Annotated in this window: 15 protein-coding genes; 13 read left to right on the top strand and 2 right to left on the bottom strand. The window is 71.6% G+C overall.

The window, feature by feature from the left end:
• Positions 1–72: 72 nt before the first annotated feature.
• The 7 genes from ACTIGN_RS32060 to ACTIGN_RS32030 all read left to right on the top strand — a co-directional run bounded on the left by ACTIGN_RS32060 (position 73) and on the right by ACTIGN_RS32030 (position 5,614).
• Positions 73–246 (top strand): DUF1328 domain-containing protein, encoded by a 174-nt coding sequence (locus tag ACTIGN_RS32060; protein WP_439631650.1) that lies wholly within the window; start codon positions 73–75, stop codon positions 244–246.
• A 315-nt stretch (positions 247–561) separates the two neighbouring features.
• Positions 562–1,434 carry a YihY/virulence factor BrkB family protein gene (locus ACTIGN_RS32055; RefSeq protein ID WP_439631648.1) on the top strand — a complete coding sequence of 291 codons (873 nt, stop codon included), beginning with the start codon at positions 562–564 and terminating at the stop codon, positions 1,432–1,434.
• A 233-nt stretch (positions 1,435–1,667) separates the two neighbouring features.
• Complete coding sequence (locus ACTIGN_RS32050; RefSeq protein WP_439631674.1) at positions 1,668–3,443, top strand: alpha-amylase family glycosyl hydrolase; 1,776 nt, start codon at positions 1,668–1,670, stop codon at positions 3,441–3,443.
• 107 nt (positions 3,444–3,550) lie between these two features.
• Positions 3,551–4,075 carry a hypothetical protein gene (locus ACTIGN_RS32045; RefSeq protein WP_439631646.1) on the top strand — a complete coding sequence of 175 codons (525 nt, stop codon included), beginning with the start codon at positions 3,551–3,553 and terminating at the stop codon, positions 4,073–4,075.
• 176 nt (positions 4,076–4,251) lie between these two features.
• Complete coding sequence (locus ACTIGN_RS32040) at positions 4,252–4,701, top strand: phage holin family protein (protein WP_439631644.1); 450 nt, start codon at positions 4,252–4,254, stop codon at positions 4,699–4,701.
• Between the two features lie 5 nt (positions 4,702–4,706).
• Positions 4,707–5,333, top strand: coding sequence for a DUF883 family protein (locus ACTIGN_RS32035; protein ID WP_439631642.1), 627 nt, complete (start codon positions 4,707–4,709; stop codon positions 5,331–5,333).
• Between the two features lie 59 nt (positions 5,334–5,392).
• Entirely contained in the window at positions 5,393–5,614 is a 222-nt protein-coding gene (locus ACTIGN_RS32030; RefSeq protein ID WP_439631640.1) for a DUF3185 domain-containing protein, read from the top strand.
• A gap of 229 nt (positions 5,615–5,843) precedes the next feature.
• Here the strand turns inward: ACTIGN_RS32030 and ACTIGN_RS32025 are convergent, their stop codons facing one another.
• Entirely contained in the window at positions 5,844–7,286 is a 1,443-nt protein-coding gene (locus tag ACTIGN_RS32025; protein ID WP_439631638.1) for a sigma-54-dependent transcriptional regulator, read from the bottom strand.
• 227 nt (positions 7,287–7,513) lie between these two features.
• Here ACTIGN_RS32025 and ACTIGN_RS32020 point away from each other — a divergent pair, with 227 nt between their 5' ends.
• The 5 genes from ACTIGN_RS32020 (at position 7,514) to ACTIGN_RS32000 (ending at position 15,449) form a co-directional block, all read left to right on the top strand.
• Entirely contained in the window at positions 7,514–11,341 is a 3,828-nt protein-coding gene (locus tag ACTIGN_RS32020; RefSeq protein ID WP_439631636.1) for a PAS domain S-box protein, read from the top strand.
• Between the two features lie 28 nt (positions 11,342–11,369).
• Positions 11,370–11,840: a response regulator gene (locus ACTIGN_RS32015; protein ID WP_439631634.1), complete on the top strand. Its 471-nt coding sequence runs from the start codon at positions 11,370–11,372 to the stop codon at positions 11,838–11,840.
• Positions 11,818–13,053, top strand: a complete 1,236-nt coding sequence (locus ACTIGN_RS32010) for an ATP-binding protein (RefSeq protein WP_439631632.1) — start codon at positions 11,818–11,820, stop codon at positions 13,051–13,053. The genes ACTIGN_RS32015 and ACTIGN_RS32010 overlap by 23 nt, the downstream gene beginning before the upstream one ends.
• Positions 13,054–13,181: 128 nt before the next feature.
• Positions 13,182–14,996: an AI-2E family transporter gene (locus ACTIGN_RS32005; protein ID WP_439631630.1), complete on the top strand. Its 1,815-nt coding sequence runs from the start codon at positions 13,182–13,184 to the stop codon at positions 14,994–14,996.
• A 57-nt stretch (positions 14,997–15,053) separates the two neighbouring features.
• On the top strand, positions 15,054–15,449 hold the full coding sequence (locus ACTIGN_RS32000) for a hypothetical protein (protein WP_439631628.1): 396 nt from the start codon (positions 15,054–15,056) through the stop codon (positions 15,447–15,449).
• A gap of 199 nt (positions 15,450–15,648) precedes the next feature.
• Here ACTIGN_RS32000 and ACTIGN_RS31995 read toward each other — a convergent pair whose 3' ends face one another.
• Complete coding sequence (locus tag ACTIGN_RS31995) at positions 15,649–16,056, bottom strand: hypothetical protein (RefSeq protein ID WP_439631626.1); 408 nt, start codon at positions 16,054–16,056, stop codon at positions 15,649–15,651.
• 266 nt (positions 16,057–16,322) lie between these two features.
• Between ACTIGN_RS31995 and ACTIGN_RS31990 the strand changes: the two genes are divergently transcribed.
• Entirely contained in the window at positions 16,323–17,072 is a 750-nt protein-coding gene (locus ACTIGN_RS31990) for a glycosyltransferase family 2 protein (protein WP_439631624.1), read from the top strand.
• Positions 17,073–17,197 lie beyond the last annotated feature (125 nt).

Here is a 17,197-nt window from a genome sequence, read left to right as displayed (position 1 = left end):
CCGCCGCCACCGAGTGGGCCGCGGTAGTTCACATACACCGATCCGATTGTTACCACCCTCAGAGGATTCCCCATGCTCCGCTGGGCCATCATGTTCCTGGTGATCGCGCTGATCTCGGCTCTGTTCGGCTTCACCGACGTGGCCGGCACCTCGATGGTCGCCGCCAAGATCCTGTTCTTCGTGTTCCTGGTGCTGTTCGTCGTCTCCCTCATCGTGGGCGACCGGTCGACACGCGACGCGATCTGACGCCCGGCGAACCGCCGGGATGGTATCGGAGCCCCGGGGAAACCCGGGGCTCCACGCGTTTCCGGGGCAGGGTGAGGCGAGACCGTTGGGGTAGACGCGTGGCGAGCCGGGAGCGTCAGCGACCAGAGTTCTGGTGGAGCGCCCACCTCCGGTCGCTGACGCTCCCGGCTCGCCGGGCACTTGGCGCTCACGACTGTTGGCTGGTCTGGGTACCCGTGGGCACCACTTGACAACTGGCGCCGCCCGGCTTGGCACGCAATTCGCATTTGCACGAGCGACACACACTAAAACGATTCTGGCGAGGAGGCCGACCGCGTGACGCTCCGCGACGCCGCGAAGGTGCTGAGGGACGCCGGCGTGAAGTTCTGGGACGACAACGGCCCGCGGCTCGGTGCGGCGCTCGCCTTCTACACCGCCCTGTCGCTGTCGCCGCTGCTGGTCGCAGTTGTCGCCATCGTCGGGTTCGCGTTCGGGCAGGAAGCGGCCCGGGGCGAACTCGTCGAACAGTTGCGCGACACCACCGGCGAGCAAGCGGCCGTCGTCATCGAGCAGCTCGTGGCGAGGAGCGCCGCCGGGGGCGAGGGCGTCCTCGCCACGGTCGCGGCGTTCGCGGTGGCGCTGTTCGGCGCGTCGAACCTGTTCGCCGATTTGCAGAGCGCCCTGAACGCGATCTGGCGCGTCCCCGGGAGCGAGAAGCCGGGCGGGGTGCTCGCGTTCCTCCGCGGCCGGGTGCTGGCGTTCGCCCTCGTGGGCGGGACCGCGCTGCTTTTGGTGGCGGCGCTGGTCCTCGGGCCGGTGCTCGCCGCGATGGAGACCCGCGTGTCGGGGCACGTCCCGGGGTGGGTGAACTCCGCCGGCGTTCTCAACTTCTTCGTCCCATTCGTGTTGACGACGGTCCTGTTCGCGATGATCTTCAAGGTGCTCCCGGACGTGCGGCTGGCGTGGTCCGACGTGTGGCTCGGGGCGGTCGTGACGGCGGCGCTGTTCGCCGGCGGCCGCTACCTAATCGGCCTGTACCTGGGGCGCGCGGCGGTCGGCTCGGCCTACGGCGCGGCCGGCACGTTCGTCGCGCTGCTGGTCTGGGTCTACTATTCCACACAGATCCTCCTGTTCGGCGCGGAGTTGACGTTCGTGTACGCCGAGCGGCACGGGCACGGCCTGGCCGGCCCGCGGGTGGCCCCGGGGTGACGGCGCGGCGCGAGGACGCCGACGCCTCATGAAGAAAGTGAGCGTGGTGCCCCGCGCCGGCTGGCGACTGAGGGCCGCGTGCGCCCGATTGATGTGTTCGTGATTCCGTTCCACTAACGAGATACCAACCGATGAGTGCAAAGGCCCCCGCCCGCCCGCAGGGCCCGATCCCGTACCCGGTCGCCGCGATCGCCCAGGGCCGCCACTCCGAGGCCCCGGCGGCCCGCCCCGGCATGGGCGCGATCCCGCACGGGGCCGGCGTCGCGTTCCGCGTGTGGGCGCCCCACGCCGAGGCCGTCTCCGTCACCGGCACGTTCAACGACTGGGACGCCGCCAGGCACCCCCTGGCCCGCGAGAACGACGGGGGCTACTGGTACGCCGACGTGCCGGGGGCCAAGGTCGGCGACGAGTACCGGTACCTGATCAGGACCCCGGCCGGGGAGCTGTCGAAGATCGACCCGTACGCGCGCGAGGTCACCAACTCCGTCGGCAACGGGGTCGTCCACGACCCGGAGTTCGACTGGGGCGAGGAGTTCTACAAGACCTCGCCGTGGAACGAGTGGGTGATCTACGAGCTGCACGTCGGCACGTTCAACGACGAGGACCCGAGCAGCCCGCTCCCGGGCACGTTCGAGAGCGTGGTCCGCCGGTTCGACCACCTGAGGCGGCTCGGGGTCAACTGCATCCAGGTGATGCCGGTGGCCGAGTTCGCCGGCGACCGGTCGTGGGGGTACAACCCCGCGCACATCTTCGCCGTCGAGAGCGCGTACGGCGGCCCGCGGGCGTTCAAGAACTTCATCCGGGCGGCGCACCGCAACGGGTTCGCGGTGATCCTCGACGTGGTGTACAACCACTTCGGCCCGTCGGACCTGGACCTGTGGCAGTTCGACGGGTGGAGCGAGAACGGGGCCGGCGGGATCTACTTCTACCAGGACTGGCGGAAGGAGACCCCGTGGGGCGACACCCGGCCCGACTACGGCCGCCCCGAGGTCCGGCAGTTCATCCGCGACAACGCCATGATGTGGGTCGAGGACTACCACGTCGACGGGCTCCGGATGGACATGACCCTCTACATCCGCAGCGTCCGGGCCGACGGCGACGCGAACCTGCCCGACGGGTGGACGCTGCTCCAGTGGATCAACGGGGAGATCCGCGAGCGGCACCCGAACACGCTGACCGTGGCCGAGGACCTGCAGCACAGCGACTGGATGACCAAGTCCGTCGCCGAGGGCGGGGCCGGGTACGGGGCCCAGTGGGACGACCGGTTCGTCCACCCGGTCCGCGAGGCGGTCATCGCCCCGCACGACGAGCACCGGTCCATGGTCGCCGTCGCGGACGCCATCACCCACCGGTACAACGACGACGCGTTCCAGCGGGTCATCTACTCCGAGAGCCACGACGAGGTGGCCAACGGGAAGGCCCGGGTGGTCCACGAGATCGCGCCGGGCGACCCGAAGAACTGGTTCGCCCAGAAGCGGTCCACGCTGGCCGCGGCACTGGTGTTCACCGCCCCGGGCATCCCGATGCTCTTCCAGGGGCAAGAGTTCCTGGAGGGCGGGTGGTTCCGCGACACCGTGCCCCTCGACTGGGACAAGCAGGAGGCGTTCCGCGGGATCGTGCGGCTGTACCGCGACCTGATCCGGCTCCGGCTCAACCGGGGGGGCCAGACCCGCGGGCTCACCGGGCAGCACGTCCAGTTGATCCGCGTGGACGACGCGAACAACGTGATCGCGTTCCGCCGGTGGATGGAGGGCGGGCCGGGCGACGACGTGGTGGTGTTCGCCAACTTCGACCGCAACGTGCGTGAGAACTTCACCATCGGGTTCCCGGCGGCCGGGGCATGGAAGTTGCTCTTCAATAGTGATTGGGCCGGGTACAGCTCGGAGTTCCAGGGCTACCCGTCCGCAGACGTGACCGCGGAACCCGGCGAGTTCGACGGGCTCCCGGCGCACGGCTCGGTGAACATCGGCCCGTACAGCGTGCTGGTGTTCTCCCAGGTCCAGGGGTGAGGCGGGGCCGGGCGGGCACCGCCGCCGGAGCGTGGTTCCGGCGGACTAACGGCGCGGCGCCCGGCGCGGCCCAACGCGCCTCACCCGTCCCTCTGTGAGGACGCACCATGACGAACGACCCCGCGACCCCGCGCGTGGACCATAAGGCGTGCCTGCGGCACGCGACCCTCGAGCAGCGGGTGGCGTGCATCGCCGACTCCGGCCCCGAGGCGATCGAGGCCCGGCTCCGCGAGCTGGACCGCGAGTGGACCGCGGGCCGCGTGACCAAGGCCGTGTGCGGGCTGGTGATCGTGGCCGGGCTCGCGCTCACCGCGGTCGTGCACCCGTGGTGGCTCGTGCTCCCGGCAGCCGGCGGCCTGTTCCTCGTCCAGTACCTCTTCACCCGGAGGTCGTGGCTCGGCCGGGTGTTCCAGGAGGCCGGCTACCGCAGCGGGTTCGAGGTGGACCAGGAGAAGATGGCACTGAAGGTGATCCGCGGGGACTTCCGCCACCTGCCGACGCTCCTGGACATCGAGAACAAGGACGACATCAGCCGCCTCGAAGGGGAGGGCGGCATCGTGATGGAGCCCGACGAGGCCAAGGTCGACCCGGTCCAGGCGGCGAAGGTCGCGCTGGAAGCGGCGAAGAGTTAACCGGCCGGCGAGCGGGGGGCGCGGGCCCCCCGCGTGCGTCGGAGCGCGGTACTCGGGGGGCTTCGGCCCCCCGCTCGCGTTTGTGGTGCGGCGCGCCGTCCGGTGCGAATCTCGCCGTTGGCACGAGTCGTGCAGACACCTCCGAACGTGTCCGCGACCCCGTAAGGATCTCGACCATGACCACTACCGAAAACCGGGCCGCGGGGCTCACCCCGGCAGCGACGCCGGCCCCCTCCCCGCCCAACGGCACCACCGTTACGACGCTGGTCTCGGGCATCATCGACGACGCCCAGACCCTGTTCCGCCAGCAGATCCAGATGCTCAAGGCCGAGGTCCGCGAGGACTTCAAGCGGTCCAAGCAGGCAGCGGAATTCGGGGCGCTGGGCATCGTGCTGCTAACGGTCGGGATGCTCGGCCTGGTGTCCGCCCTCGCGTTCTTCCTCCACGAGTACTACCAGTTCTCGATGTGGGCCTCCTGGGGCATCACCGGCCTGTTGTTCACCCTCCTCGGCGGGGCGGCGGCGGCGGCGAGTTACCTGCTGCTCGAGCGGTTCAACCCGCTCCCGGACAAGACCTTCAACGCCCTCCAGGAGAACCTGACGTGGAAAACCGCACCCCAGAGCTGAGCCCCATGCCCGACGCCCCCGACAAGACGCCCGAGCAGATCGAGCACGAGATGCACCAGACCCGTGAGGCGATGAGCGCCAAGGTCAGCGCCCTCGAGAGCCAAGTGGTCGGGACCGTGCAGACCGCCGCCGACACGTTCACCGACACGGTCGGCGCGGTGCGGTCCCTGGTCGACACGGCCCCCGGGGCGGTGTCCGACACCGTCAAGCAGGCGGCCGACGTTGTGGGGGAGAAGATGAAAGAGATCTTCGACATTAGCGGGCACGTCCAGAACCACCCGTGGCCGTCGGTCGCGGTGTCGGCCGGGCTCGGGTTCCTCACCGGGCTGATCGCGTTCCGCGGCCGGTCGTCGGGCCTGGGCCTCGGGTCGGCCCCGAGCGCCCCCGTCGCCTCGGCGTACCCGGCGTACATGAACTCGGCCCCGAGCGCCCCGGCCGCCCCGCGGGGCCCCGGGCTGTTCGACGAACTAATCGCGATGGCCGGCCGCAAGGTCCGCGAACTGGCGGAGACGGCGCTGGAGACGGCGTCGGCGGCGGCCAACCAGAGCGTCCGCGACAACGTCCCCAAGCTGGTGGACGCGGCGACCGAGGCGGCCGGCTCGAAGCTGAACGGCCTGACGGCCCGCGGTTGACCCCTGCCACACTAACCCGTCCCGGGACCCGTCCCGGGGCGCTCCCCGGAGATTTGAACATGCGAGTAGTGGGTCTAATCCTCGTGGTGCTCGGCGCGCTGGCCCTCGGCTACCAGGGGTTCACGTACGTGACCCGTGAGAAGCTGGTGGACGCCGGCCCGATCCAGGTCTCGGCCGACCGCGAGAAGACCGTGTGGATCCCGCCCGTGGTCGGCGGCATCGCCGTGGTGGCGGGGCTCGTGCTGCTCGCCAGCGGCAGGCGCGGCGCGCTCACCGCCTGAGTGCCCCGAGCCGAAGAACAAGGCGAGCGGCGACCGCGAGGTCGCCGCTCGCTGTGTTTACTGCGTCCCGCGTCCAACACTTCCCAGTGCTTCCGCACCGGGCTACAAACGTCGACCCCCTACGGGGGTGAAGAGCACGCGACCCGATATCAGTTTCCGCCCGGGAGGGGCCGGCGTCTGTAGCCCGGTGCGGGAGCACTGGGACCTCAACGCCCCCGCCACCTCGGAACTACTCCTTCTTGAACTCGCCCTTGTCGATGCCGTACTGGGCGATCTTGTCGGTGATGCTGCGGCGCGACAGGCCCGAGATCTCGGCGCACTTGCCGACGTGACCGCGGGTCCGCTTCATCGCCTTCCGCAGGTACCGCTTCTCGAACTCCGCCACCATCTCCGCCATCTGGTCGGGCAGCGACCGGGCCAGGTCCACCTGGAACGGGTGCGCCTTGCCGTCCCCCTTGCGGCCCACGTCGCCCGGGAGCTTGTCGGGGGTGACGGTGCCGTCGCGGGCCGTCACGCACGCCCGCTCGATGGCGTTCTCCAGCTGCCGCACGTTGCCCGGCCACGGGCACTTGAGCAGCACCTCCATCGCCTCGGGCGAGACGACCGGCGGCTTCTGCCCCGGGCGGGCGAACTTCTGGCAGAAGTGCGCCACCAGCAGCGGGATGTCCTCGGGCCGGTCGCGGAGCGGCGGGATGTCGATCCGCACCACGTTGAGCCGGTAGTACAGGTCCTCGCGGAACTTGTTCTCCCTGACCAGCTTCTCCATGTCCTGGTGCGTGGCGGCGACGACGCGGACGTCGATGTCGATGGGCTCCCCGCCGCCGACCCGCTCGAACCGCCGCTCCTGGAGCACCCGGAGCAGCTTGATCTGCATGGACATCGGCACGTCGCCGATCTCGTCGAGGAACAGGGTGCCGCCGTGGGCCAGCTCGAACCGCCCGACCCGCTTCCGGTCGGCCCCGGTGTACGACCCCTTCTCGTGCCCGAACAGCTCCGACTCGAGCAGGTTCTCGTTGAGCGCGCCGCAGTTCACGGCGACGAACGACCCGGTCCGGTGCGCCGCCGACGCCTGGTGGATGGCCCGGGCGACCTGCTCCTTGCCGGTCCCGGTCTCGCCCCGGATGAGCACCGTCGAGGTGGTGTCGGCGATGTGGCCGACCAGCTCGAACACGTCGTGCATCCGCGGGCTCTTGCTGAGCACGTTCTGGAACGCGTGCCGGCCCTGGAGCTGCTGCCGCAGCGCGGTGACCTCGTCCTGGAGGCCCCGCTCGCGGAGCGCCCGCTTCACCAGCAGGATCAGGTGCTGCGGGTCGGCCGGCTTGGTGAGGAAGTCGTGCGCCCCCTGGCGCATCGCCTCGACCGCGTCCTTGATGCTCCCGTGCCCGGTGGTGACGATGACCGTGGCCGGGATCTTCTCGGCCTGGATCGTCTCGATCAGCTTCATCCCGGACACCTTGGGCATCCGCAGGTCGGTGATGACGAGGCTGTACGGGCGGGCCCGGAGCAGGTCCAACCCCTTGGCCCCGTCCTCGGCCGTGTCGACCTCGACGCCCAGGCTCAACTGGAGCAGCTCCTGGAGCGACGCCCGCTGGTCCTCCAGGTCCTCGACGACGAGAATGCGCTGGGGGACGCCGAGCGGCACCGGAAGTGCGGGGGTGTTTGAACTGGCCATGCGCGGTTCCCAGTACGGTGTGCGTTCCTCCGTATTGTACTGGAGGAGCGAGTGGCGCGGGAAGTTCCCGCCCGGGGCGGGCGCGTCCGTGGGTGCGTGGGAACCCTGAGCGCCAGCGAGGGGGTGCGCCTCACCCCCTCGCTGGCGCTCAGGGTTCGCCCGGTCACCGGCTCGCCACGGGCCTTCCGCGCCCGCCGCCCACCCGGCACCCCACCGGAACCTCACCCATGACCGAGTTCGCGGACGGGTTGTTCGACACCACGGGGTTCGTCCCGCGGGCGCAGTGCGGCGCGTGGACCCCGAGCCTCATCTGGCTGCACGTCGTCAGCGACCTCCTCATCTGGGTCGCGTACGTCTCGATCCCGGTCGTCCTGCTCGCGTTCTCGTGGCGGAAGGAGTTCCCGTTCCCGCGGGTGTTCCGGCTGTTCGCGCTGTTCATCCTGGCGTGCGGGTTCGTCCACCTGGTCGAGGCGGTCATCTTCTTCGAGCCGATCTACCGGTTCTCCGGGGTGCTCAAGGCGGTGACGGCGGCGGTCTCGCTCATGACCGTCGCGGCCATGGTCCCGCTCGTCCGGCGGCTGTTCACCAGCGAGCAGGAGGACTTCCTCGCGGTGCTCCGGGGGGTGCGGACCGGCGGGTTCGGGCTCCGGGGCGTGTCCCGGTGGGTGACGGCCGTGTGGGTCGCGGCCGTCGCCGCCCTGGTCGCGAACACGGCCGCGTCGAGCTACAACATCAACTCGCTGATCTACAACGACGAACTGGTCACCCGCGCCCTGGGCGTGAAGGACGAACTCGACGACCTGCTGGGGGACGTGACGGCCGCGGAGGCCGCGGGCCGCGGGTTCCAGGTGACCGGGAGCGGGGCGTACTTCGCGCCGTTCTCGGCCGCGTGCCGGTCCGCGCTCCGGCGGCTCGCGGGCCTGGGCGACGCGGTCGCCGACAGCCCGGCCCAGGCCGCCGACGCGGCCCACCTGCGGGACGCGGTGGCCGCGCAGATCGACGCCATGACCCAGGCCGCCCTCGCCCGCGCGCTCCCGGGGGACCGGACCGCCCTGGCCGCGGCCAACGAGCGGGAGCAGCGGCTCATGGACGAGGTCCGGGCCACGGTCGCCCGGATGGCGGCCCGCGAGGACGCGCACCTCGGGGAGCGGGCCACGGTGGCCCGGAACAAGTACCGGGCCACGACCGTGACCAGCCTCCTCGGGGGCGGGCTGGCCCTGGGGATGATGCTCGCGGGGTACGGCCTGCTCCGGTGGGAGCTGGGCCGGCGGCTCGTGGCCGAGGGGGTCATCAAGCAGCGGGAGGCGGAACTGGCCCGGAGCGAGGCCCAGTTCCGCACCCTGGCCGCGGCCGTGCCGCAGATCGTGTGGGTCGCCCGGCCCGACGGGGGCCGCGAGTACTACAACGCGAAGTGGTACGAGTACACCGGGATGGCCGAGGCCGAGACCCTCGGGTGGGGGTGGGTCGCGGCCCTGCACCCCGACGACCGCGAGCGGACCGCGGCCGCGTGGCGGCGGGCGGTCGCGGCCGGGACCGAGTTCGAGGCCGAGTACCGGCTCCGCGGGGCCGACGGCGCGTACCGGTGGTTCCTCAGCCGCGCCCTCCCGCAGCGGGACGAGGCCGGCGCGGCGGTCCGGTGGTTCGGGTCGGCCACCGACATCACCGACCGCCGGGCCGCCGAGGAGGCGGTCAAGCGGAGCGAGCGGAACCTGGCCGACTTCTTCGAGAACGCCAGCGTCGGGCTCCACTGGGCCGGCCCCGACGGCACCGTCCTCAGCGCCAACCGGGCCGAACTGGAGATGCTCGGGTGCGGGGCCGGGGACTACGTCGGCCGGCCCGCGGCCGCGTTCCACGAGGCCCCGGGGGGCATGGCCGAGGTCCAGGCCCGGCTCCTCCGCGGCGAGCGGGTCGACAACTTCCCGGCCCGGCTCCGCCGCGCCGACGGCACCGCCCGCGACGTGCTCATCTCGTCGAGCGGCCTGTGGGAGGGCGACCGGTTCATCCACAGCCGCACGTTCACCCGCGACGTCACCGAGCAGAAGCGGGCCGAGGTGCAACTGGCCGAGCGCGAGGCCCGGTACCGGACCCTCACCGAGGCGATCCCGCAGATCGTGTGGAACGCGACCCCCGACGGCACGGTCACGTACCTGAACCAGCGGTGGCTCGAGTACACCCGGGTGCCGCTCGAGGTGGTCCGGGAGCGGGGGTGGCTGGCCGCCGCCCACCCGGACGACGACGACCGGGTCCGGGCCGCGTGGCGGAAGACCCTGGCCAACGCCGCGGCCGGGGTCGCGGACCGGTTCCGCGAGGAGGTCCGGCTCCGCCGCGGCGACACCGGCGAGTACCGGTGGTTCCTGACCGTCGCCGTCCCCCTGCACCGGGCCGACGGCACCGTGGACCAGTGGATCGGGTCCATGGCCGACGTCCACGACCAGCGGACCGCCGCCGAGGTGGTCCGCGAGAGCGAGGAGAAGTTCCGCCAGCTCGCCGAGTCGATCCCGCAGCTCGCGTGGATGACCGACCCGGACGGGTCCATCTTCTGGTACAACCAGCGGTGGTACGACTACACCGGGACGACCCCGGACCAGATGCTCGGGTGGGGGTGGCGGTCCGTCCTGGACCCGGCCGACGCGGCCCGGGTGGTGGACAAGTTCGCGGCCCACGTCGCGTCCGGGGAGCCGTGGGAGGACACGTTCCAGATCCGCCGGCGCGACGGGGCCGGGCGGTGGCACCTGAGCCGGGCCCGCCCGATCCGCGACGACGCGGGCCGCGTGGTCCGGTGGTTCGGCACCAACACCGACGTGACCGAGCAGCGGGAACTGGAGCACAAGCTCCGGGCCGGCGAGGAGCGGTTCCGCACCCTTACCGAGGCCGTGCCGCAGATGGTGTGGACCGCGGACCCCGGCGGCGCGGTGACGTTCCTCAACCGCCGGTGGGCCGAGTACACCGGGGCCGCCCCGGGCGGCCGCCCGGACCCGTGGCCCGGCCTGGTCCACCCCGACGACGCGGGCCCGTTCCGCGCCGCGTGGGACCGGGCCGTCGCGCACCAGCCCGAGCGGTTCGCCGACGAGTTCCGCCTCCGCCGGGCCGCCGACGGGCAGTACCGGTGGATGCTCGCGACCGCGGTGCCGCTCCGCGACCCGGCCGGGGCGGTCACCGAGTGGGTCGGGAGCGTCACCGACATCGACGACCAGAAGCGCCAGGCCGAGAACCTGGAGCGGATGGTCCGCCAGCGGACCGCGGCCCTGGTGGACGAGATCGAGGAGCGGCGGCGGGTCGAGGAGCGGGTCCGGGCCGTCGCCGCGGAGCTGGCCCGGAGCAACGCCGAACTCGAGCAGTTCGCCTACGTCGCCAGCCACGACCTCCAGGAGCCGCTCCGCAAGATTCAGGCGTTCGGGGACCGGCTCAAGACCAGGTTCCGCGACCACCTCCCCGACGGGGGCCGGGACTACGTGGACCGGATGCTCGCGTCGGCCGGGCGGATGCGGCAGCTCATCGACGACCTGTTGACGTTCTCCCGGGTGACCACCCAGGCCCGGGCGCACGCGCGGCTGGACGTGGGCGGCCTGGTCCGCGAGGTCGTGTCGGACCTGAGCGTGCGGATCGAGCAGACCGGCGGCGAGGTCCGGGTCGGCGACCTCCCGGACGTCGAGGGCGACCCGACGCAGATGCGGCAACTGTTCCAGAACCTGATCGCCAACGCGGTCAAGTTCCACCGGCCCGGGGTGCGGCCGCTCGTCGAGGTGTGGGGCGAGCGGGTCCCCGCCGACGGCGACGCCCCGCCCCGGGTCCGGTACACGGTCCGGGACAACGGGATCGGGTTCGACACCAAGTACGCGGACCGCATCTTCCAGGTGTTCCAGCGGCTCCACGGCCGCGAAGAGTACGAGGGGACTGGCGTCGGGCTCGCGATTTGCCGTAAGATTCTGGAGCGGCACGGCGGGACCGTTACCGCCGAGGGCCGGGTCGGGGCCGGGGCGACGTTCGTCGTCACGGTCCCGGTGGCCCCGCCGCCCCCGCCCCAGGCCCCCGCGGGCGACCCGGGGGCCGCGTAGGTGCCGTCGCCCGAGGACCGGTCCGCCCATGCCCGACGCGCACACGAAGCCGGTCACCATTCTGATCGCCGACGACGACCCGGACGACCGCGCGCTGATCCGCGAGGCGTTCGAGGAGAACCACCTCGCCCACGCGCTGCGGTTCGTGGAGGACGGCGAGGAGCTGATGGACTACCTGAACCGGCGGGGCCGGTACGCGGCCCCGGCCCCGGCCCCGCGGCCCGGGATCATCCTGCTCGACCTGAACATGCCCCGCAAGGACGGCCGCGAGGCGCTCCAGGAGCTCAAGCAGGACCCGCGGTTCCGCGGGATCCGGGTCGTCATCATGACCACGTCGCGGGCCGAGGAGGACGTGCTCCGGAGCTACGACCTGTCGGCCGCGTCGTACATCACCAAGCCGGTCACGTTCGACCGGCTCGTCGAGGTCGTCCGCGCACTTGGCAAGTACTGGCTCGAGATCGTGGAGCTGCCGCCGCATGGGACCGAACCCGCCACCTGAGATCGAGCGCCGCGCCGGCCCCCGCCCGCCCGGGGCCGAGCGGGGCACCCCGCACCGGCCCGTGTCGGTGCTCCTCATCGACGATGACCCGGACGACCACGTCCTCACCCGGGAGCTCGTCGGCGACATCCGCGGGGGCGGGTTCGCCCTCGACTGGGCCCCCTCCTACGACGCCGGCCGGGACGCCATCTGCGCCGGGTCCCACGACATCTACCTGCTCGACTACCGCCTCGGGGCCCGCACCGGGATCGAGCTGCTCGAGGAGGTCCACGCCCGCGGGTGCTTCGGCCCGGTGATCCTGCTCACCGGCCAGGGCCAGAGCCGCACCGACCTCGAGGCCCTCAACGCCGGCGCGTACGACTACCTGGAGAAGACCGGCCTCACCCCGGCGCTGCTCGAGCGGGCCATGCGGTACGCCCTGGTCCAGCACCGGGCGGCCGCCGAGCTCGAGCACAAGGTCCGGGAGCGGACCGAGGAGCTGGCCAAGGTCAACGACGCGCTCCGCGAGGTGAACCGCCGCAAGGACGAGTTCCTCTCCACCCTCGGGCACGAGCTCCGGAACCCGCTGGCCCCGATCCTCAACGGCCTCGAGATCATGCGGCTGGCCGCCGACAACCCCGACACCGTCGCCCGCCAGCGCGAGCGGCTCGAGCGCCAGGTCGCCCAGATGACCCGGCTCGTCGAGGACCTGCTCGACGTGTCCCGGATCACCACCGGCAAGCTCCGGCTCACCCGCGAGCCCACGTCCCTCAACGAGGTGCTCGACTCGGCCGTCGAGATCAGCCGCCCGACCATCGAGAAGGCCGGCGTCGAGCTGACCGTGGACGGGCCCCGGGACGCCGTCACCCTGCTGGCCGACCGGGTCCGCCTGGCGCAGGTGTTCTCGAACCTCTTGAACAACGCGGCCAAGTACACCGAGCCGGGCGGGAAGGTGTCGGTCACCGCGGTCGCCGAGGGGGGCCGGGCGACGGTCCGCGTGCGGGACACCGGCGTCGGCATCCCCGCGGAGCTGCTGCCGAAGATCTTCGAGCTGTTCACCCAGGTGGACCAGACCCTCAACCGCTCCCAGGGCGGGCTGGGCGTGGGCCTGGCGCTCGTCCGCAGACTCGTCGAAATGCACGACGGAACGGTCTCGGCCAGGAGCGACGGTCGCGGGGCCGGGTCCGAGTTCACCGTAACTCTTCCCATTACAGGGGTTGCGCCGTCGCGTTAGGCCGGGTTCGGGCCGGCCCGGCGCACGATTCGAGCGGCCACTTGCGCAACCGCGGAAACGGTTTGCGTGCGGGCCGGCACGCCCGTTGCGTCTCCCAACCCGTCCCAAGACATCCCGGGGGAAGCCCAATGCCCGCAAACGACTGGCAACGCGCCGTCGTGACTCTCAGCGCCACGGTCGTCGCCGTGGTCGTGGTCGTGGCCCTGTACGTGGCCCGGTCGGTGTTCATCCCGATCGCCTTGTCGATCTTCCTGGCGTTCATCCTCGGGCCGGTCGTCACCCGGCTGCACCGCCGGGGGCTGAACCGCACGCTCGCGGTCATCCTCACCGTCGGTTTCGTGGTCGTCGGCACGGTCGGCGTGGGGGCGCTCGTGGCCCGGCAGGTCGTGCACCTGGCGCAGACGCTGCCGGACCGGGCCGAGGCCATCAAGGAGAAGGTCGCCCGGGCCAAGGCGTGGGTGGGCGGGGACGGGACGAACCGGTTCGGCGACTTCATCACCGAGATGAGCGAGCTCGTCGCCCCGAAGGCCGAGGGCCAGCAGGCCGTGATGGTGGAGCCCGGGGCGAACTCGTCGATCGGGACGCGGTTCGACGTGTACATCAGCCCGGTGGCGGAGTTCCTCGGGCAGGCCGCGTTCGCGTTCGTCCTCACCGTCTACATGCTCCTGCGGCGGGAGGACCTGCGGAACCGCATCATCCGGCTCCTCGGGGCCGGGAAGATCACCACCACGACCAAGGCCGCCGACGAGGCGTCGCGGCGGATCAGCCGGTACCTGTTCATGCAGCTGCTGCTCAACAGCGGGTTCGGGCTGATCGTGACCGTGGGCCTGTTCGCCATGAGCGTGGACTACGCGCTGCTGTGGGGGTTCGTCGCCGCGGTGATGCGGTACGTCCCCTACGTCGGCACGATCGCGGGGCTCGTCCCGCCGGTGCTGTACTCGTTCGCGACGAGCACCGGGCTGGCCCAGCCGGTCGGCGTGCTGGTCCTCTACGTCTCGCTGGAGGTCGTGTGCAACAACGTGTTCGAGCCGTGGCTGTACGGGGCGAGCATGGGGCTGTCCGAGGTCGCGCAGCTCGTCGCCGCGGCGTTCTGGGCGTTCCTGTGGGGGCCGCTGGGGCTGATCCTGTCCGGCCCGCTCACGACGTGCCTGCTGGTGCTCGGCAAGTACGCCAGCCGGTTCGAGTTCCTCGACGTGCTCCTGGGCGACGAGCCGGCCCTGGCCCCGCACGTCGCGTTCTACCAGCGGCTCGCGGCCCGGGACCAGGACGAGGCGGCCGACGTGGCGCTGAAGGTGGCGGCCGAGCACGGGCCGGACGCGGCGTTCGACTCCGTCGTGATCCCGGCGCTGTTCATGGCCCGCCGGGACGCCGCCGACGGCGACCTCGACGATGCGGCGCTGAAGGCCATCGTCCGCGGGGTGCGGGAGGTGGCCGGCGAGGTGGCCGACCTGCGGCCCGTGGTGGCCCGGACCGGTGACGCGACCCGGGTGCGGGCGCTGGTGGTGCCGGCCCGCGACGAGGCCGAGCACGTCGCCGCCGACCTCCTCGCCGGGTCGCTCGACCCGGCCGTCTGGGACGTGCGGGTGCCCGGGGACGAGATGCTCGCTTCCGAACTGGTCGAGCAGGTCGAGGCGTTCCAGCCGGCCGTCGTGGTGCTCGTGTCCCTCCCCCCGGGCGGCATGTCCCACACCCGGTACCTCGTGAACCGGCTGCGGACGCGGCACCCGGAGGTGAAGCTGGTGGTCGCGCGCCTGGGCGAGGTGGACGACCCGAAGCCAGGGGCGGACCCGGTCGAGGGGATCAAGGGGGCCGACGGCGTCGGCCGCACCCTGGTGGAGGCCCAGAAGCGCCTGGCCGAGATGGCCCCGATTCTGGCGGCCGCCGCCGCGAAGGACGAGAAGGCCGCCGGGGAACCGGTCCTGGTTGGCACGCTGAGTGCATAACAGATCCCCGGTGTCGAGACACACAACCAAGTCACTCTGTAGCGCAGGAGAATTGTCATGGCTGATATGAAGAACCAGATCAAGAGCGGGATCGACAACGCCGCCGACAAGGCCAAGACCGCGACCGACCAGGCCGCCAACGCCGCCAACAGCGGCAAGCAGGACGCCCAGGGCGTCGTGGACCGCGTGAAGGAAGGGGCCAGCCACCTGATGGAGAACGCCGGCAACTACGCCGGCCAGGCCCGCGAGAAGGTCGCCGAGTGGGCCGGCGACGCGTCGAACATCGGCCAGAAGGCCCAGGCGTGGGCCGGCGACGCCTACGACGTGGCCGCCGACCGGGTCGGCGACTTCGGCACCGAGCTGACCAGCCTCGTCCGCAAGCACCCGCTGCCGGCCCTGCTGATCGGGTTCGGCGTCGGCCTGCTCCTCGGCCGGGCCGCCAAGTCGGTGTGAGTGCGGTCGGTTGAGGTCAGAAGCGAATACGCGGCCCCGGGAGTTCACTCACTCCCGGGGCCGCTGCGTTTCGTGATCTTGGCGAGCGGGGGACGTAAGTCCCCCGGTGATTTCGTGATTGGTGGGGCAGACATTCCTGTCTGCCTGCCGAGGCGATCGGAGGCAGACAGGAATGTCTGCCCCACCAATAATCACCAGTTCACTTGCACCCGCGGCACCGCCCGCCGTGGTGCCCGCCCAGGTACAGCGGGGGCACGGCGTCCGGGTTGTAGTTCTGCACCGGCATCTCCATGCGGTAGAACCCGAGCGACCGCGCGAGGCCGTCGGTGCCGCCGAGCAGGTACGCGCCCGTGTCGTACGGGAAGTACCCGTTGCGGCCGACGAGAATGCCGCCGCTCTTGTAGAACCCCTCCTGGCCGGTCGAGTTGATCGGCGGCCCCGGCGTCGGCGTCGGGCCGGGGAGGATCACCTGGTGCGGGACCGACGGCGGCGGGCCGAACCCGCCGGGGCTCGACCCCACCACCGGCCCCTGGAGCACCGGCTGTTGGGCGAGGGAATTCGAGGCTAGAAGCGCCGTCAGGGCGAGCGCGAGTGCGGGCCGCGTCATGTGGTTCCTCCGGGTGCGGGCGCAAGGTGTCGGTTGAGTGTTCCCCCCGGACCGCGGCGAGTCAACGGGCGGCGGGCGGGGCCGCGGTCTCGTTTCCCGGCGCGAGCGGCACATCCGCGCCAGCCGGCGCACCCGCGAGCGCCGAAAGACGCGGCGGCCCCCGCGGTATTCCCGGACGGGGCGGGGCTCGGCGTTTGCTCTCGGACCGCGGGTCCGCCTACCATTGAGTAGACACCAGGAACTCGCCCCTCCGCCGGACCATTACGATGCGCACCCTGACCGCCATACCCGTCTACAACGAGGCGAAGCACGTCCGGCAGGTGCTGGGCGAGGTCCGCCGGTACAGCCCCGATATTCTCGTCATCAACGACGGCTCGACCGACGGCACCGCCGAGTTGCTCGCCGCCGAGCCGGGGGTCCACCGCATCGACCACCCGACGAACCGCGGGTACGGGGCGGCGCTGATCTCGGCGTTCGCCTACGCCCTCGAGCACGACTACGACGTACTGGTGACGATGGACTGCGACGGGCAGCACGAGCCGGCCCGCATCCCGGTGCTGCTCGAGGCGATCCACGACTGTGACATCGTGTCGGGCTCGCGGTACTTCCGCGACTTCCGCCAGGACACCCCGGCCCCGACCGACCGCCGGTTCATCAACGCGACCATCACCCGAGAGATCAACGCACGGTACGGGTTCGACCTGACCGACTCGTTCTGCGGGTTCAAGGCGTACCGCCGGGAGGCGCTCGCGAGCCTGAGCATCACCGAGCGCGGCTGGGGCATGCCGCTACAACTGTGGGTGCAGGCCGCGAGGCAGCACCTGCGGGTGAAGGAGATCGGCGTGCCGCGGCTGTACCTCGACCCGAACCGGGCGTTCGGCGGGGTGATGAACGACCCCGAACAGCGGCTCGCGTACTACCGCGGGGTGCTGGCGTCGGCCGAACAGGACGTGCTGCCGGTGTTCACCGGCGGGTGCCCGGTCCCGACCCCGTGCGAGTGCCCGGAGATGCGGTGAGGGGTGACAAGTGGGGACCGCGTAATTACGGTACCGTTTAGGTGGTGCCCCTCACCCGCGACCCGCGAAGACTCGCGGCGACCTCTCCCCGTCGGAACGGGGCGAGGTGTTGCACCTGTGTCTCT

This window comes from Gemmata sp. (assembly GCF_051859125.1).
GTDB lineage: Bacteria > Planctomycetota > Planctomycetia > Gemmatales > Gemmataceae > Gemmata.
The sequence above is the reverse complement of the archived record's forward strand: the minus strand, read 5'-3'. Positions and strand labels throughout refer to the sequence as shown.

Bases quoted from the DNA above. Each gene is read 5' to 3' on its own strand.
- ACTIGN_RS32060 (WP_439631650.1), top strand. From the start codon at position 73: ATGCTCCGCTGGGCCATCATGTTCCTGGTGATCGCGCTGATCTCGGCT.
- ACTIGN_RS32050 (WP_439631674.1), top strand. From the start codon at position 1,668: ATGGGCGCGATCCCGCACGGGGCCGGCGTCGCGTTCCGCGTGTGGGCG.
- ACTIGN_RS32045 (WP_439631646.1), top strand. From the start codon at position 3,551: ATGACGAACGACCCCGCGACCCCGCGCGTGGACCATAAGGCGTGCCTG.
- ACTIGN_RS32040 (WP_439631644.1), top strand. From the start codon at position 4,252: ATGACCACTACCGAAAACCGGGCCGCGGGGCTCACCCCGGCAGCGACG.
- ACTIGN_RS32035 (WP_439631642.1), top strand. From the start codon at position 4,707: ATGCCCGACGCCCCCGACAAGACGCCCGAGCAGATCGAGCACGAGATG.
- ACTIGN_RS32030 (WP_439631640.1), top strand. From the start codon at position 5,393: ATGCGAGTAGTGGGTCTAATCCTCGTGGTGCTCGGCGCGCTGGCCCTC.
- ACTIGN_RS32025 (WP_439631638.1), bottom strand. From the start codon at position 7,286: ATGGCCAGTTCAAACACCCCCGCACTTCCGGTGCCGCTCGGCGTCCCC.
- ACTIGN_RS32020 (WP_439631636.1), top strand. From the start codon at position 7,514: ATGACCGAGTTCGCGGACGGGTTGTTCGACACCACGGGGTTCGTCCCG.
- ACTIGN_RS32015 (WP_439631634.1), top strand. From the start codon at position 11,370: ATGCCCGACGCGCACACGAAGCCGGTCACCATTCTGATCGCCGACGAC.
- ACTIGN_RS32010 (WP_439631632.1), top strand. From the start codon at position 11,818: ATGGGACCGAACCCGCCACCTGAGATCGAGCGCCGCGCCGGCCCCCGC.
- ACTIGN_RS32005 (WP_439631630.1), top strand. From the start codon at position 13,182: ATGCCCGCAAACGACTGGCAACGCGCCGTCGTGACTCTCAGCGCCACG.
- ACTIGN_RS32000 (WP_439631628.1), top strand. From the start codon at position 15,054: ATGGCTGATATGAAGAACCAGATCAAGAGCGGGATCGACAACGCCGCC.
- ACTIGN_RS31995 (WP_439631626.1), bottom strand. From the start codon at position 16,056: ATGACGCGGCCCGCACTCGCGCTCGCCCTGACGGCGCTTCTAGCCTCG.
- ACTIGN_RS31990 (WP_439631624.1), top strand. From the start codon at position 16,323: ATGCGCACCCTGACCGCCATACCCGTCTACAACGAGGCGAAGCACGTC.